The sequence below is a fragment of the Staphylococcus sp. HMSC62D11 genome (genome assembly GCF_001839145.1).
Classification (GTDB): domain Bacteria; phylum Bacillota; class Bacilli; order Staphylococcales; family Staphylococcaceae; genus Staphylococcus; species Staphylococcus lugdunensis.
Map to the genome: position 1 here is coordinate 172,597 of NZ_KV840177.1, position 17,571 is coordinate 190,167.

Genomic DNA, 17,571 nt, shown 5'->3' on the forward strand with positions numbered 1-17,571 from the left:
TAAGGTTGTGAATAATAAATGGCAAATGTAACACCTATGATGCAACAATATTTAAACATAAAAGCACAATATAATGATTGTTTATTATTCTTTCGATTAGGCGATTTTTATGAAATGTTCTTTGATGATGCTAAAGAAGCATCACGAGTTCTTGAAATTACTTTAACGAAAAGAGATGCCAAAAAAGAAAAACCTATTCCAATGTGTGGCGTACCGTATCATTCGGCAAATAGCTATATTGAAACTTTGATAAATAATGGATATAAAGTTGCTATTTGTGAACAGATGGAAGATCCAAAGCAAACCAAAGGAATGGTGAAAAGAGAAGTAGTACGTATTGTCACACCTGGTACTGTAATGGAGCAAGGCGGGGTGGATGACAAACAAAATAATTATATATTGAGTTTTATTCAAAGACAAAATCAAATAGCACTTAGCTATTGTGATGTTTCTACAGGTGAATTGAAGACAACACAATTTGAAGGTACATCGACACTGTTAAATGAAATAACTACGATTAATCCGAATGAAATTGTTGTTAATCAAGCGTTGTCTGATGCGCTTACGCGACAAATAAATTTGACCACTGAAACGATTACAGTCAATGAATCACTTTCTCAAAACGTATATGAGGTAAATCCCAAAAAAGAAACCTTGATGTTCGAAGCAACACAATTATTGTTAGATTATATTCACCATACTCAAAAAAGAGATTTGTCTCATATTGAAGATGTGAAAGAATATGCTGCAATTGATTTTATGAAAATGGATTACTATGCAAAACGAAATCTAGAATTGACAGAAAGTATTCGATTAAAATCAAAAAAAGGCACTTTATTGTGGTTGATGGATGAAACAAAAACGCCGATGGGTGCTAGACGATTAAAGCAATGGATTGATCGTCCCTTAATTCAACAACAAGAAATAGAGCATCGCTTAAATGCTGTTGATCAGCTAATAAACGCTTTTATTGAAAGAGATACATTAAGAGGTTATTTGAATCAAGTTTATGATGTAGAGCGACTTGTTGGTCGAGTAAGTTACGGTAATGTTAATGCTCGAGATTTAATTCAATTGAAACATTCCATATCAGAAATCCCACATATTAAACAATTATTGTTAGAAATGGATCAAACATTTAGTCAGCAATTTGACAAATTGGAACCTTTAGATGACCTATTAGATGTATTGGAAAATAGTATTGTGGAAGAACCGCCTATATCTGTTAAAGATGGTGGACTATTTAAACGTGGTTTTAATCAGCAGTTAGATGAATATTTGGATGCGTCTCAAAATGGAAAAAGCTGGTTAGCGCAATTACAAGCTAGAGAAAGAGAAAAAACAGGTATTAAATCTTTAAAAATTAGTTTTAATAAAGTCTTTGGTTATTTCATTGAAATTACAAGAGCAAATTTACAAGGATTTAATCCGACTGATTATGGTTATTATCGTAAACAAACACTTTCTAATGCAGAAAGATTTATTACTGATGAATTAAAAGAAAAAGAAGACATTATACTTGGGGCTGAAGATAAAGCAGTTGAACTAGAGTATCAATTATTTGTAAAATTACGCGAGCATATTAAAACGTATACTGAGAAACTTCAGCAACAAGCAAAAATCATTTCGGAATTAGATTGTTTACAAAGCTTTGCCGAAATCGCACAACGCTATAATTACACAAGACCTCAGTTTAGCGAGAATAAGACATTGAATTTAGAAAATTCTCGTCATCCTGTTGTTGAACGAGTGATGGATCACAATGATTACGTCCCTAATGATTGCTTGTTAAATAAAGAGAACTTTATTTATTTGATAACTGGGCCAAATATGTCTGGTAAGTCAACATATATGCGACAAGTGGCTATTATAAGTATTATGGCGCAAATGGGTTCATTTGTTCCTTGTGATAAAGCGACATTACCAATATTTGATCAAATATTTACGCGTATTGGTGCTGCCGATGACTTAGTTTCAGGTAAGAGTACATTTATGGTTGAAATGTTAGAAGCACAAAAAGCATTAACTTATGCTACGGCGGACAGTTTAATAATCTTTGATGAAATTGGGCGTGGCACATCAACATACGATGGCTTAGCTTTAGCTCAATCAATGATAGAGTATGTCGCAAAAACATCACACGCTAAAACACTATTTTCAACGCATTACCATGAATTAACAGATCTAGATCAAGAATTAAGCTGTTTGAAAAATGTGCATGTTGCAGCTGACGAGTACCAAGGAGAACTTATTTTCTTACATAAGGTTAAAGATGGTGCGGTAGATGATAGCTATGGTATTCAAGTTGCCAAATTAGCAGATTTACCTAACGAAGTGATTGAAAGAGCACAAGTTATTCTTGACCAATTCGAACAAAAATCGACGCAATCGTCACAGATACGGTCGCAAGACAATAAAGATGCATATATTGCAGAATCACAATCAGCATATCTGAAAGACTCTGAAAATCAAGCTGTAAAACCAGCATATGAACAAACAACCTTTAGCTTATTCGACGATGTAACCACAGAAAGTGAAATTGAAGCTGAAATTAGAACATTAAATATTTCCAATATGACACCACTTGATGCATTAATTAAACTAAATGAATTACAAAAAAAGTTATAAAATGGGGTGAAATGAAATGGGAAAAATAAAAGAGTTACAAACCTCTTTAGCTAATAAAATTGCAGCTGGCGAAGTAGTTGAGAGACCTAGTTCAGTAGTAAAAGAATTATTAGAAAATGCAATCGATGCTGATGCAACTGAAATTAATGTAGAAGTTGAAGAATCTGGTATCTCGTCGATTCGTGTAGTTGATAATGGCTCAGGTATAGAGGCCGACGATTTAAATTTAGTGTTTCATAGACATGCTACAAGTAAGCTGCATGATGATGACGATTTGTTTCATATACGAACATTAGGATTTAGAGGCGAAGCATTAGCAAGTATCTCTTCTGTTGCAAAGGTTACTTTAACGACGTGTACTGATAACGAACAAGGTCATGAGATTTATGCTGAAAATGGTCAAATCGTGCATAAAAAGCCTGCGAAAGCTAGAAAAGGTACAGATGTTAAAGTCGAGTCATTATTTTATAACACGCCGGCACGTTTAAAATATATTAAAAGTTTATATACCGAATTGGGTAAAATAACTGATATTGTGAATCGTATGGCAATGAGTCATCCAGATATTCGTTTTTCTTTAGTATCAGATGGTAAAATAATGTTGCAAACAAATGGTTCTGGAAAAACAAATGAGGTTATGGCTGATATTTATGGTATGAAAGTAGCTAAAGATTTAGTTCATATTACTGGTGATACAAGTGATTACCATATAGAAGGTTACGTGGCTAAACCTGAACATTCTAGAAGCAATAAACATTATATTTCTATCTTTATTAATGGTCGTTATATTAAAAATTTCATTCTTAATAAAGCGATTGTTGAAGGTTATCACACGTTGATGATGATTGGTCGTTATCCAATTTGTTATATTAATATTAAAATGGATCCTATACTAGTAGATGTTAATGTACATCCCACAAAATTAGAAGTGCGATTGTCAAAAGAGGAGCAGTTGTATCAACTTATCGTTGAAAAGATAAGAGAGGCATTCCATGATCGGATTTTAATACCACAAAATAAATGGGATGAGAAGCCGAAAAAGAATAAAGTTCTGCATACATTTGAACAACAACAAATGGATTTTGAGAAACAACGACAAAATACTAACTCAAATGACACATCTAGTGAACGAGCTTCAAATGAATTAGAACAGACAACGACATCTGATGATTTCAATGAGGAAACAGTGCAACCAGTTGACTCTACTTATAATAAACGAAATTCAAATGATGATTACTTTGAACGACAAAAAGAATTTTTGTCTGAGCTAGAAAATAGTACATCTAGCAATAGTTCATTATTGGAACAAGAAGATATTAAAGGTACGGTTAGTAAGACACCATCGCGTCGTGTCCCTTATATGGAAATTGTTGGTCAAGTACATGGAACTTATATTATTGCACAAAATGAAAATGGCATGTTTATGATAGATCAGCACGCTGCTCAAGAACGGATAAAATATGAATATTTTAGAGATAAAATAGGAGAGGTTACTAATGAGGTACAAGATTTACTTATACCTATGACCTTTCATTTTTCAAAAGATGAACAAATCATTATAAACCAATATCAATCGGAGTTAGATAAAGTAGGCGTGCATTTAGAGCATTTTGGAGGTAGTGACTATATTGTAAATAGCTATCCAGTATGGTTGCCGAAAGCAGATGTTGAAGACATTATTAAAGATATGATTGAGTTAGTATTAGAACATAAAAAAATTGATATAAAAAAATTGCGCGAAGATGCTGCAATTATGATGAGCTGTAAGAAGTCAATTAAAGCAAATCACTATCTTAAAATAAATGAAATGGCAGATTTAATTGATCAGTTAAGAAAAGCCGAAGATCCATTTACATGTCCACACGGAAGACCTATTATTATTAACTTTTCAAATTATGAATTAGAAAAACTATTTAAAAGAGTTGTTTAGAAAGGACAGTGCGCATGAATGATAATGTTTTACCGGCAATTAGAAATATGAAAGATTTAGAAAAGCTGACAGAAACCGACTATAAATCTTGTGTCCTTCTAGATATGCATATAGGACATTTGAAAAGTGTTATGGAACTATTAGCACAGCATGATATCTCAGCATACATTCATGTTGATTTGATTAAAGGTATGAGTCATGATGAATTTGCTTGTGAATATATTATTCAAACCTATCAACCCAAAGGTATTGTTTCTACCAAAACAAAAGTGATTCAAAAAGCCAAATCATTAAATAAAACAACGATATTTAGAGTATTTATTATTGATAGCCAAGCATTAAATCGAAGTATTAGATTAATACAAAAGGTTCAGCCTGATTATGTAGAAGTATTACCAGGTGTTGCCAGTAAAATTGTAAAAATAATTAAACAAAGTACAAAGACAGAAGTTATCGCTGGTGGTTTGATTAGCGAAAAAAGAGAAATTGAGGAAGCTGTGTCAAATGGGGCGAGCTATGTAACTACTAGTGATCGCAGTCTTTGGTAGTTTATCAATATAACCTATGATATTAAGAATGATATTAAATGATTAACCAATAAAAATGATAAGTTTAATGATGTGTAGGTAATGAGATTAATTATATGTGGCGGGCAATAAAGTAAACCTTGACTTTGAGCCCGCTGCTTGCTTAAATAAAAAATTGTTGTAATTTTCAAATATTAGAGTAAATATAAGACTCGATTTAAAACAAAATATTGACAACGCTTACATGTCGATAGTATGATAGTCCCAAGTTAATAATAGAATAAGAGACGAGGAGATTTCTACAATGAGGTATGCATTGTGGAGATTTTTTTGTTTAGGAGGTTATTTTAATGAATGTATACGTAGCAGAATTTTTAGGTACTGCTATATTAATTTTGTTTGGTGGTGGCGTGTGCGCAAATGTTAATTTAAAGCGGACATTGGGACACAAGTCAGACTGGATAGTTATTTCGTTTGGATGGGGATTGGCCGTGACGATGGGGGTCTATGCAGTTGGTAATATTTCAGGCGCACATTTAAACCCAGCAGTTACTGTTGCTTTAGCCATGGATGGTAGTTTTAGTTGGACACAATTACCTGGTTATATTTTGGCACAAATGTTAGGTGGCATTGTCGGAGGTGTTCTAGTGTGGCTTATGTACTTGCCTCATTGGAAAGCAACTGATGATCAAGGCGCTAAATTAGGCGTCTTTTCAACTGGTCCAGCTATCAAAAATTATATGGCCAATTTTATTAGTGAGATTATTGGAACTACCATTTTGACAATGGGAATTTTATTTATAGGTATCAATAAGATTGCTGATGGGTTAAATCCTATCATTATTGGAAGTTTAATTATAGCTATTGGTCTAAGCCTAGGTGGTACAACTGGTTATGCTATTAATCCAGCACGTGATTTAGGACCGCGTATTGCTCACGCATTGTTACCTATTGCAGGTAAAGGCGCATCTAATTGGGCGTATGCAATTGTTCCGGTTCTTGGACCTATCGCTGGTGGAATGCTAGGTGCCGCATTATATCAGTTGTTCTATAAAGGACATTTAACTACAATATCGATTATTGGCATTATTGTAGTTATATTAACTGTAATACTAGGTTTTGTTTTAAATAAAATTGTGCAAAGTGATGATATTGAAACGATTTATTAATTAATAATAAAATTGTGTTAGTATTGGCATAATTTAGTAGTTATTTCATTTGTACAGTTTCTAAGCTAAAAGACTAAAGGAGTGGCCATTAAATGGAAAAGTATATTTTATCAATTGATCAAGGAACTACAAGTTCTCGTGCCATTTTATTTAACAAAGATGGAGAAATCAAAGGGATTTCACAACGAGAATTCAAACAATATTTCCCACAATCTGGGTGGGTAGAACACGATGCGAATGAAATTTGGACGTCGGTGTTATCAGTTATGGCTGAAGTATTAAATGAGAATAATGTCAATGCCAATCAGATTGAGGGGATTGGTATTACAAATCAACGTGAAACGGCAGTTGTTTGGGATAAAAATACAGGACGTCCTATTTATCATGCTATCGTATGGCAATCACGTCAAACACAAGGAATTTGTCAAGAATTAAAAGAACAAGGACATGAGGAAAAATTCCGTGATCGTACTGGATTATTATTAGATCCTTATTTCGCTGGTACGAAAGTAAAATGGATTTTAGACCATGTTGAAGGGGCACGCGAAAAAGCAGCTAATGGTGAATTGTTATTTGGAACTATAGATTCGTGGCTTGTGTGGAAACTATCTGGTAAAGAAGCACATGTTACTGATTATACCAATGCTAGCCGTACCTTAATGTTCAATATTTATGATTTAAAATGGGACGACGAATTACTTGAAATTTTGGATGTTCCACGCAATATGTTACCGGAAGTCAAAGCTTCAAGTGAAATTTATGCGAAAACAATTAGTTACCATTTCTTTGGTCAAGAAGTGCCGATTAGTGGTATTGCCGGAGATCAACAAGCTGCTTTATTTGGTCAAGCATGTTTTGATCGTGGAGATGTGAAAAATACATATGGCACTGGTGGCTTTATGTTAATGAATACAGGTGAAAAGGCTGTTAAATCTGAAAGTGGTTTATTGACGACGATTGCATATGGTCTTGATGGCAAAGTGAACTATGCGTTAGAAGGTTCTATCTTTGTATCAGGTTCGGCTATTCAATGGTTACGAGATGGTTTAAGAATGATTAATTCTGCACCGCAAAGTGAAAATTATGCGACACGTGTAGAATCAACTGAAGGGGTTTATGTCGTACCTGCATTTGTAGGATTAGGAACACCATACTGGGATGCTGAGGCACGAGGTGCAATATTCGGATTAACACGTGGCACAGAAAAAGAACACTTTATACGAGCTACTTTAGAATCATTATGCTATCAAACACGAGATGTTATGGAAGCGATGTCTAAAGATTCTAATATAGAAGTTAACAACTTACGTGTCGATGGCGGCGCAGTAAAAAATAATTTCTTAATGCAATTCCAAGCGGATATTGTGGATACGCCAGTTGAAAGACCGGAAATTCAAGAAACAACGGCGTTAGGTGCAGCATATTTAGCTGGATTAGCTGTTGGTTTTTGGGATAGTAAAGATGAAATTGCACATCGTTGGAAACTAGAAAAAGAATTCGAACCACAAATGGAAGATCAAGAACGAACTAAGCTTTATAAAGGATGGAAAAAAGCAGTCGAGGCAACACAAATTTTCAAACTTGAACAATAAACTATGAAATAGACGTAGTGTTTTAATTTGTGTTATACTTTTAATAAGTTAATATTTATCTTGAGAAGAAGAGATCTGTTTGACAGTACTTTGTATTGGGACAGGTCTCTCTTTTTTTTATCTAATATAGGAGGGGTATGACGATGACATTATCAACGTTAAAAAGAGAAGCAATCAAACAAAATTTAAAGCATAAAGATTATGATGTGGTAATTATTGGTGGAGGTATTACGGGCGCAGGTATTGCTTTAGATGCAAGCCAGCGTGGAATGAAGGTCGCATTAGTAGAAATGCAAGACTTTGCACAAGGAACGAGCTCACGCTCAACGAAGCTTGTTCACGGAGGTTTACGTTATTTAAAACAACTACAAGTAGGTGTCGTAGCTGAAACGGGTAAAGAGCGCGCAATTGTTTATGAAAATGGTCCACACGTTACAACTCCGGAATGGATGCTGTTACCTATGCATAAGGGTGGAACCTTTGGCAAATTTAGCACATCAATTGGTTTAGCAATGTATGACCGATTAGCAGGTGTTAAAAAAGCAGAGCGTAAAAAAATGTTATCTAAAAAAGAAACCTTGGCTAAAGAACCTCTAGTTAAAAAAGCAGGGTTAAAAGGCGGAGGCTACTATGTAGAATATCGCACGGATGATGCTAGATTAACAATTGAAGTTATAAAAAAAGCTGCCGAACAAGGTGCGGATATCATAAATTATACGAAATCAGAACACTTTATTTACGATACAAAACGCAAAGTGAATGGCGTAGAAGTTAAAGATCAACTTTCAAATGAAACTTATCAAATTAAAGCAAAAAAAGTAATCAATGCTGCTGGACCATGGGTTGATGAAGTAAGAAGCGGTGATTATGCTAGAAATAATAAACAATTACGTCTTACTAAAGGTATTCATGTAGTTATTGATCAATCTAAATTCCCATTACAACAAGCGGTATATTTCGATACAGAGAATGACGGACGCATGATTTTTGCCATACCACGTGAAGGTAAAGCATATGTAGGTACTACAGATACATTCTATGATAATGACAAAGCATCACCTTTAGTGACACAAGAAGATCGAGATTATATTATAGACGCTATTAATTATATGTTCCCCGATGTTCAAGTGACGGATAGTGATATTGAATCTACATGGGCTGGTGTGCGTCCATTAATTTTAGAAGAAGGCAAAGATCCTTCAGAAATATCACGTAAAGATGAAGTATGGGAAGGAGATTCAGGTCTTCTAACAATTGCAGGCGGTAAACTCACAGGATATCGTCATATGGCATTGGATATAGTTAACTTATTAGCTAAGCGATTGAAGCAGCAATATGGTTTAACATTCGATGCGTGTGCAACGAAACATTTACCAATTTCTGGTGGTGACGTTGGTGGAAGTAAGAACTTTAATCAATTTGTTGAACAAAAAGTCCAAGAAGCAAAAGCATTCCATATCGATGAAAATGTTGCACGACGTCTTGCTTCAAAATACGGATCTAATGTAGATCAATTGTTTAATATTGCACAAACTGCACAATTGCACGATATTGATTTACCACTTGAAATTTATGTTGAACTTATTTATAGTGTTCAAAATGAAATGGTATATAAACCAACCGACTTCTTGGTACGCCGAACAGGTAAATTGTATTTTAATATTCAAGATGTTTTAGCCTATAAAGCAGGTGTTATCGAAGTGTTAAGTAATTTATTGAACTATACGCCTGCGCAGAAGATACAATTCACTGCTGAACTAGATCAAGCTATTGATGAGGCTCAAACTGGCAATGATCAACCTGCTGTAAAAGCATAAGTATTATGTGTAAAAATATTGTTATATAAACGAGTAACACCTTGAAAAGTAGGCGGAGGTCTAATTTTCAGGGTGTTATTTCTTGTTTAATAATATAGGCGTTTTTACTAATTATTTTGAAGATAATGAGCTTTGGCTAAGCTTTTCAACAAAAGCAAACCATTTGATAACAGTGATAAGTAAAGGTATATTAAAATATAACACTGAATTTTATACATAGTACATGATATTTCATTTTAGGGGGCATATATGTGAGCCAAGGCACGTTTTATATCACCGTTGAAGATGGCACAATGTTGGAAGTTAAACTTAATAAAGCGCATAAGACCACAATTGGCGTAGTACATATTTTTCATGGTATGGCAGAGCATATGGATAGATATGATAATTTAGTCCATGCATTTAATCTACATGGTTACGACGTGATTCGTCATAATCATCGAGGACATGGAAAGGAAATAACGATTCATGAACGCGGACACTATGATGATTTGCGTATTGTAGCTCAAGATGCAGAAGAAATCGCACGGACAATATATGGTGACTTTGGCAAATTGCCATATATTGTTTTGGGTCACTCAATGGGGTCAATTATTGCGCGTCGTTTTGTTGAACAATACCCTGATGTTGCTGATGGCTTAATTTTGACGGGGACAGGTCAATTTCCATTATGGAAAGCCATTCCAGCAGTAGTTAGTCTTAAACTTATAGCTTTATGCCTAGGTAGAAGAAAGCGTCTAAAATGGGTAAATCAACTTGTTTATAAATCATTTAATAAACGTATCGACAATCCTCAAACGCCAAGCGATTGGCTATCTTCTCAACGTGCAGAAGTAGATAAATATGTTGAAGATGAATACTGTGGCTTTTTAGTGTCTAATCAACTTATCTATCAAACGGTTAAATATATGATGGTGACTTCATGGAAAAAAGAACTCAAGAAGATAAATAGTAAGCTACCGATTTTGTTGATATCAGGTAAGGAAGATCCATTTGGTGATTACGGCAAAGGTGTGCGTAAGCTAGGACGAAAATTTAAACGAGCAGGTATAAAACATATCACGGTACAACTATATAAATTCAAAAGACATGAAATATTATTTGAAGATAATTATGATTTAACATGGAATCACATGTTTGAATGGATTGAAAAACATATTTTGAAGCGAACAAACGAGAGAGGATAGTAAAATATGATGAGCAAAAAGCCGTTTATCGTTGTTGTCGTTGGTCCAACGGCATCAGGGAAAACTGAATTGAGTGTCGCCCTAGCTAAGAAAATAAATGGTGAAGTGATTAGTGGCGATTCAATGCAAGTGTACAGACAAATGGATATAGGTACAGCAAAAGTAACACAAGAAGAAATGGAAGGTGTACCGCATCATCTTATCAATATTTTAAATCCAGATGAAGCCTTTTCGGCATACGAATTTAAAAAACGTGCAGAACAATGCATCGCAGATATCACTGCGAGAGGGAAAATTCCTATTATTGCAGGCGGTACAGGTTTGTATATTCAATCACTGATTTATAATTATCCATTTGAAAAGGAAGAAATTACAGCTGAAAAGAAACGTGAAGTCGCAAAAAAAATGAATGCATTAGAAGAATTAGATAATGATCATTTACATCAATATTTAAAAACATTTGATTCAAAATCTGCTTTAGAAATACACCCTAATAATCGAAAAAGAGTGCTTAGGGCAATAGAATATTATTTAAAAACAGAAAAACTTTTAAGTTCACGCAAGAAAGTTCAACAATTTACAGAAAATTATGATACATTATTAGTAGGGATTGAAATGTCGCGTGAAACATTATATTTTAAAATAAATAAACGAGTTGATATTATGTTGACCAACGGATTATTTAGGGAAGTGGAAGCACTGCTTGAATCAGGATATGAGCATGAACAGAGCATGCAAGCAATTGGCTATAAAGAGCTAATTCCTGTGGTCAAAGGTGAAGAAACATTGTCTTATGCAGTTGATAAATTGAAACAGCATTCGAGACAATATGCCAAAAGACAACTGACTTGGTTCAAGAATAAGATGAAAGTGCGATGGTTAGATAAAGAGAACATGTCGCTTCAAATGATGTTAGATGAGATTACAACCCAAATAAATAAAAGGAGTTCTGTAAAATGATTGCAAATCACAACATCCAAGACCAAACACTAGAAAATTTTAAAGTGAATCAAACAGAAGTCACTGTCTTCTTCTTAAATGGTTTCCAAATGAAAGGTGTTATTGAAGACTTTGACAAATATGTTGTCAACATCGTATCTCAAGGTAAACAACATTTGATTTACAAACATGCGATCAGTACTTTTGCTGTAGATACAGAAGGCTCAGACACTGTTGAAACAAACAGCGAAGAATAGGTTATAAGCTTACAAGCTTTTAATCATCATATCTAAGTAAGCGAAGTATTCGGTTACTACACATGTTTACAAACATAGGCGATAACACATTAAAATAATATCGTTAGTTGTTTGTAAAAAGCATCCAGCTCGCTAAAAACGAACTGGATGCCTTTTTGTGTTATAAAAGAGCTTCAATTGCTTCATGTAATTGTGTAGGTTTCTTTTGAGGAGAAAAACGTTTAACCACATGACCTTGACGATCAACTAAAAACTTCGTAAAATTCCATTTAATTTTCTCATTAAACATACCATGTTGCGCGTCAGTTAAAAATCTAAATAATGGATGTTGATGCTCTCCCTTTACATCAATTTTTTCGTGAATAGGGAATGTGACACCATAATTAATTTTACAATTTTGATTAGCTTCAGCACCAGAACCAGGTTCTTGACCACCGAATTGATTACATGGAAAACCTAATACGACAAGACCTTGTTCTTTGTATTTATCATAAATCTCTTGAAGTCCTTCAAATTGAGGTGTAAAACCACACTCACTTGCAGTATTCACGATGAGCATGACGTCCCCTTTATATTTTTCTAATTTATAGTCTTTACCATCTGAAGTTTGAACGACAATATCATAAATATTTTCCATTCTATTCACCCTTTCAATTTATCTTTAATTTAACATAATTTATGCAGATAGTCTTAAATAAAGCACTGTGTTAGAATGATTTGAGTAGCAAGATTAAGGAGATGCATACTATGGTGCAACAAGCAGCATATAGCACACAACAGAAACGAGAAACTGCAGTTCTAGTCGGTGTAAATGCCCAAGTAGATAATCAATTTGATTATGATTCAACTATGCAAGAATTACAGGCCTTATCACAGACATGCCAGCTTGAAGTGGTTAGTCAAATAACACAAAATCGACAACAAGTTGATCATAAATATTATGTTGGTAAAGGTAAAATCGATGAAATTAAAGCATTTATTGATTTACATGATATAGATGTCGTTGTAGCAAATGATGAATTAACGACAGCACAGTCCAAAAGTTTAAATGATGCGTTAGATGTTAAGATTATTGACCGCACACAACTTATACTAGAAATTTTTGCATTACGTGCTAAAAGCAAAGAAGGGAAGTTACAAGTTGAATTAGCACAGTTAGATTATTTACTACCTAGACTACAAGGACATGGAAAGAGTTTGTCACGTTTAGGTGGAGGAATAGGTACGAGAGGTCCTGGTGAAACCAAGTTAGAAATGGATCGACGACATATTCGAACACGAATAAATGAAATTAAACATCAATTACAGACAATAGTTGAACATCGAGAAAGATATCGAAATAAACGCGAGCAAAATCAAGTATTTCAAATAGCATTAGTTGGCTATACTAATGCAGGTAAATCGTCATGGTTTAATGTATTGTCTGGTGAAAGTACTTATGAGCAAAATCTATTGTTTGCTACGCTAGACCCTAAAACTAGACAAATCCAGCTAAATGAAGGATTTAATGTGATAATTACGGACACAGTAGGATTTATTCAAAAACTACCAACAACTTTAGTAGCTGCATTTAAATCCACTTTAGAAGAAGCCAAAAATGCTGATATATTATTACATATAGTTGATGCGAGCCACCCTGAATTTCGCTCACAATACGAAACAGTCAATCAGTTAATTCAAGAATTAGATATGGACCAAATTCCACAAGTTGTACTGTTTAACAAAAGAGATTTATGTCCTTCTACAATGGCTTTACCAATGTCATCATCATTATTTGAATTTGTATCGACACAGCATCATTCAGATATTACAAAGGTCAAAGCGTTGTTAATTAAACAAATAAAAGAAAGTTTAACTTATTATTCAGAAACAGTGGCAAGTTCCAATGCACAACGCATATACTTTTTGAAACAGCATACACTAATAGAAGAAATGAACTTTAATCCTCAAAACAATTGTTATGAGGTTACGGGATATAGAAAATAACAAAAAGGAAGATTATACATGTCAGATTTAACACACACAATTGCAGAAGTAGAAGATATCTTAGCACCATTTTTTCAACAGATTGAAGACATTGCACTTTTGAATCAGGAAAAAGTACTAGCAGCATTTCATCATGTAAAAGCAACAGAAAGTGATTTACTAGGAACTACTGGTTATGGATATGATGATATTGGAAGGCAGCATTTAGAAGAGATTTATGCACATACATTTCGAGCACAATCAGCTTTGGTGCGTCCGCAAATTATTTCAGGTACACATGCGATTACAATAGCGCTTCAAAGTATGTTAAAGCATGGAGATGAACTACTTTATATTACTGGAAGTCCATATGATACTTTATTAGAAGTTATAGGCGTCAATGGTAATGGTATCGAAAGTTTAAAAGAGCATGGCGTTAAATATCGTGATATTCCATTAAAAGATGGTGATATAGACACTTCACAAGTTTTGAGCACGATTACTGATAAAACAAAAGTAGTTGCTATACAACGCTCTAAAGGATATGATCAACGACCATCTCTTAATATTGATAAAATTGAATGCGCTATTCAAAAAATTAAAGCACAATATCCGCATGTTATTATTTTTGTAGATAATTGCTATGGCGAATTTGTTGAAACACGAGAACCAATTGAATGTGGTGCAGATTTAATGGCAGGATCACTGATTAAAAATCCTGGTGGTGGTTTAGCTAAAATTGGTGGTTACATCGCAGGTCGTGAAGATTTAATTGAACGTTGTGGCTATCGACTAACGGCACCTGGAATTGGGCGTGAAGCAGGGGCTTCGGTCTATGCACTTCATGAAATGTATCAAGGCTTCTTCTTAGCACCACACGTAGTGAGCCAAAGTTTGAAAGGCGCTTTATTTACGAGTCTTTTATTAGAGAAAATGCACATGCACACAACGCCCAAATATGATGTACCACGCACTGATTTAATCCAAACAGTACAATTTGAAACAAAAGAACAAATGATTTCTTTCTGTCAAAGTATTCAACATGCGTCACCTATAAATGCACATTTTAGTCCAGAGCCAAGTTACATGCCTGGTTATGAAGATGATGTCATTATGGCTGCAGGCACTTTTATCCAAGGTGCATCTATCGAATTATCTGCAGATGGTCCAATTCGTCCACCATATGAAGTTTATGTCCAAGGCGGTTTAACTTATGAGCACGTTAAGCTAGCGATTATTTATGCAGTAAAACAATTACAAGAGCAACAATTAGTATAGTCAGAAACATTTTAGAATATAAATGTAGTGGATTCAAATTGGAACACCAAAACTTTTTCTTTGGATATGGTTCTTACAATATTGGGTAGCGTAGATTAATTTATATCAGGATTTTATACAAAAGGCACCTCGTTCATTTAGTTTAGTAAAGTTTATTAAATGATACGAAAGTGTCTTGTTTTTTTAAGCATTTCAATATAAGACGACATGTTAATACGTATTATTTATGGCGAGACTCCTGAAAGAGCAGTGTTAGCCTATTTTATAAACCACATGACTTCGTATGATTAAGATTAATGAAGTATTAACCATTCTATGTTAGAAAACCTGACATATTTTTGTATTATAAAAAAAAGTATGCTAAATTGTTAACAAGTTCAAAAGTAGAGGTGAGGTTATTAGTGTCTAATGATAAATTAAGGCGTAATATGGCCGTATTCTCTATGAGTGTTGTAAGTAAATTAACGGAATTATCAGCAAGACAAATCCGTTATTACGAAACACATGAACTGATAACGCCCGAACGAACAGCAGGAAATAAACGATTATTTTCAATGAATGATTTGGAACGACTTTTAGAGATTAAAGCGCTTTTAGAAAAGGGTTTTAACATCAAAGCAATCAAACAAATTATTTTAGATGATCAAGGGCATTTAACAACTGATGAACAAGAGACTAGAAAAAGAATGATTGTAGATGCAACGCAAAAACCCATAGGTGAAGCATTGCCAATAAATCGTGGAGATTTATCCAGATTTATTAAATAAAGTAGTGGAGGATTCAAATATGCCAAAACGTACATTCACAAAAGATGACATTCGTAAATTTGCAAAAGAAGAAAATGTAAGATACTTACGCTTACAATTCACAGATATTTTAGGAACAATAAAAAATGTAGAAGTTCCAGTAAGCCAATTAGAAAAAGTGTTAGATAATGAAATGATGTTTGATGGTTCTTCAATTGAAGGATTTGTTCGTATTGAAGAATCAGATATGTATTTACATCCAGATTTAGATACATGGGTTATTTTCCCATGGACAGCAGGACAAGGTAAAGTAGCACGATTAATTTGTGACGTATATAAAACGGATGGTGAACCTTTTGAAGGGGATCCACGTGCGAACTTAAGACGTGTCTTGAAAGAAATGGAAGACATGGGTTATACAGACTTTAACCTTGGACCTGAACCAGAATTCTTCTTATTCAAATTAGATGAAAAAGGTGAACCAACACTTGAGTTAAATGACGATGGTGGATACTTCGATTTAGCACCAACTGACTTAGGTGAAAACTGCCGCCGTGATATCGTTTTAGAACTTGAAGACATGGGCTTTGATATCGAAGCAAGTCACCATGAAGTAGCACCTGGTCAACATGAAATTGATTTTAAATATGCAGATGCGATTTCAGCATGTGATAATATTCAAACATTTAAGTTAGTTGTAAAAACGATTGCACGTAAACATAATTTACACGCAACATTTATGCCAAAACCATTGTTCGGTGTAAACGGTAGCGGTATGCACTTCAATGTGTCATTATTCAAAGGTAAAGAAAATGCCTTCTATGATCCAAATGGTGAAATGCAATTAACAGATGACGCATATCATTTCACAGCTGGTATTTTAAATAATGCACGTGGCTTCACAGCTGTATGTAATCCGATTGTAAACTCATACAAACGCTTAGTACCAGGCTATGAAGCACCATGTTATATCGCATGGAGTGGTAAAAACCGTTCTCCATTGGTTCGTGTACCTTCATCAAGAGGGTTATCAACACGTATTGAAGTGCGTTCAGTAGATCCAGCGGCAAATCCTTATATGGCGCTTGCAGCTATTTTGCAAGCAGGGTTAGACGGTATTAAAAATAAAACAGAAGTACCAAAACCAGTGAACCAAAATATTTACGAAATGAATCGTGAAGAACGTGAAGCTGTTGGCATTCATGACCTTCCATCAACACTTTATACAGCATTAAAAGCAATGCGTGAAAATCCAACGATTAAAAAAGCATTGGGTAACCATATTTACAATCAATTTATTAATTCTAAATCAATTGAATGGGATTATTACAGAACCCAAGTTTCTGAATGGGAGCGCGACCAATACATGAAACAATATTAATCGCTAAGCAAACAGGGGACCGACATAGGGATAACAAGGAGTTAAGGCACTTTGCCTTAGCTTCTTTTTTATATAAAAGTGGACAACTAACCTATAAAAGAAAGCTATTTTTTCATTGGATGGTCAACTATTGGGCAACTCATTTTAAAATATAT

The 17,571-nt window shown here is 34.2% G+C and carries 14 protein-coding genes; 13 read left to right on the forward strand and 1 reads right to left on the reverse strand.

Annotated elements, in window-relative coordinates; translation table 11 throughout:
- The first annotated feature begins 18 nt into the window (after nt 1–18).
- From mutS to hfq, 9 genes are all read left to right on the forward strand, one after another.
- Nucleotides 19–2,628 (forward strand): DNA mismatch repair protein MutS, encoded by a 2,610-nt coding sequence (mutS, locus tag HMPREF3267_RS01705; protein WP_002478264.1) that lies wholly within the window; start codon nt 19–21, stop codon nt 2,626–2,628.
- 16 nt (nt 2,629–2,644) lie between these two features.
- Nucleotides 2,645–4,558, forward strand: a complete 1,914-nt coding sequence (mutL, locus tag HMPREF3267_RS01710) for a DNA mismatch repair endonuclease MutL (protein ID WP_062077581.1) — start codon at nt 2,645–2,647, stop codon at nt 4,556–4,558.
- A 14-nt stretch (nt 4,559–4,572) separates the two neighbouring features.
- Nucleotides 4,573–5,106: a glycerol-3-phosphate responsive antiterminator gene (locus HMPREF3267_RS01715; protein WP_002459245.1), complete on the forward strand. Its 534-nt coding sequence runs from the start codon at nt 4,573–4,575 to the stop codon at nt 5,104–5,106.
- Between the two features lie 329 nt (nt 5,107–5,435).
- Complete coding sequence (locus HMPREF3267_RS01720; RefSeq protein WP_002459244.1) at nt 5,436–6,254, forward strand: MIP/aquaporin family protein; 819 nt, start codon at nt 5,436–5,438, stop codon at nt 6,252–6,254.
- A gap of 92 nt (nt 6,255–6,346) precedes the next feature.
- A complete protein-coding gene (glpK, locus tag HMPREF3267_RS01725; RefSeq protein ID WP_002492109.1) occupies nt 6,347–7,846 on the forward strand; it encodes a glycerol kinase GlpK in 1,500 nt (499 codons plus the stop codon).
- 143 nt (nt 7,847–7,989) lie between these two features.
- Nucleotides 7,990–9,663, forward strand: coding sequence for a glycerol-3-phosphate dehydrogenase/oxidase (locus HMPREF3267_RS01730; RefSeq protein ID WP_037542961.1), 1,674 nt, complete (start codon nt 7,990–7,992; stop codon nt 9,661–9,663).
- A 251-nt stretch (nt 9,664–9,914) separates the two neighbouring features.
- A complete protein-coding gene (locus HMPREF3267_RS01735; protein WP_002459240.1) occupies nt 9,915–10,850 on the forward strand; it encodes an alpha/beta fold hydrolase in 936 nt (311 codons plus the stop codon).
- Nucleotides 10,851–10,856: 6 nt separating this feature from the next.
- Nucleotides 10,857–11,810, forward strand: a complete 954-nt coding sequence (gene miaA, locus HMPREF3267_RS01740) for a tRNA (adenosine(37)-N6)-dimethylallyltransferase MiaA (protein WP_002478259.1) — start codon at nt 10,857–10,859, stop codon at nt 11,808–11,810.
- Nucleotides 11,807–12,046 carry an RNA chaperone Hfq gene (gene hfq / locus HMPREF3267_RS01745; RefSeq protein ID WP_002459238.1) on the forward strand — a complete coding sequence of 80 codons (240 nt, stop codon included), beginning with the start codon at nt 11,807–11,809 and terminating at the stop codon, nt 12,044–12,046. Before miaA ends, hfq begins: the two co-directional genes overlap by 4 nt.
- Nucleotides 12,047–12,206: 160 nt before the next feature.
- Here hfq and HMPREF3267_RS01750 read toward each other — a convergent pair whose 3' ends face one another.
- The gene (locus HMPREF3267_RS01750) at nt 12,207–12,683 is read right to left on the reverse strand and encodes a glutathione peroxidase (RefSeq protein WP_062077583.1); all 477 of its coding nucleotides are present in this window, start codon (nt 12,681–12,683) and stop codon (nt 12,207–12,209) included.
- 110 nt (nt 12,684–12,793) lie between these two features.
- Here HMPREF3267_RS01750 and hflX point away from each other — a divergent pair, with 110 nt between their 5' ends.
- From hflX to glnA, 4 genes are all read left to right on the forward strand, one after another.
- Nucleotides 12,794–14,032: a GTPase HflX gene (hflX, locus tag HMPREF3267_RS01755; RefSeq protein WP_002478258.1), complete on the forward strand. Its 1,239-nt coding sequence runs from the start codon at nt 12,794–12,796 to the stop codon at nt 14,030–14,032.
- Between the two features lie 18 nt (nt 14,033–14,050).
- A complete protein-coding gene (locus tag HMPREF3267_RS01760) occupies nt 14,051–15,289 on the forward strand; it encodes a methionine gamma-lyase family protein (RefSeq protein WP_002478257.1) in 1,239 nt (412 codons plus the stop codon).
- Between the two features lie 428 nt (nt 15,290–15,717).
- The gene (locus tag HMPREF3267_RS01765) at nt 15,718–16,056 is read left to right on the forward strand and encodes a MerR family transcriptional regulator (RefSeq protein WP_012990857.1); all 339 of its coding nucleotides are present in this window, start codon (nt 15,718–15,720) and stop codon (nt 16,054–16,056) included.
- Between the two features lie 19 nt (nt 16,057–16,075).
- Nucleotides 16,076–17,416, forward strand: coding sequence for a type I glutamate--ammonia ligase (gene glnA / locus HMPREF3267_RS01770; protein ID WP_037544561.1), 1,341 nt, complete (start codon nt 16,076–16,078; stop codon nt 17,414–17,416).
- The last annotated feature ends 155 nt before the right edge of the window (nt 17,417–17,571 follow it).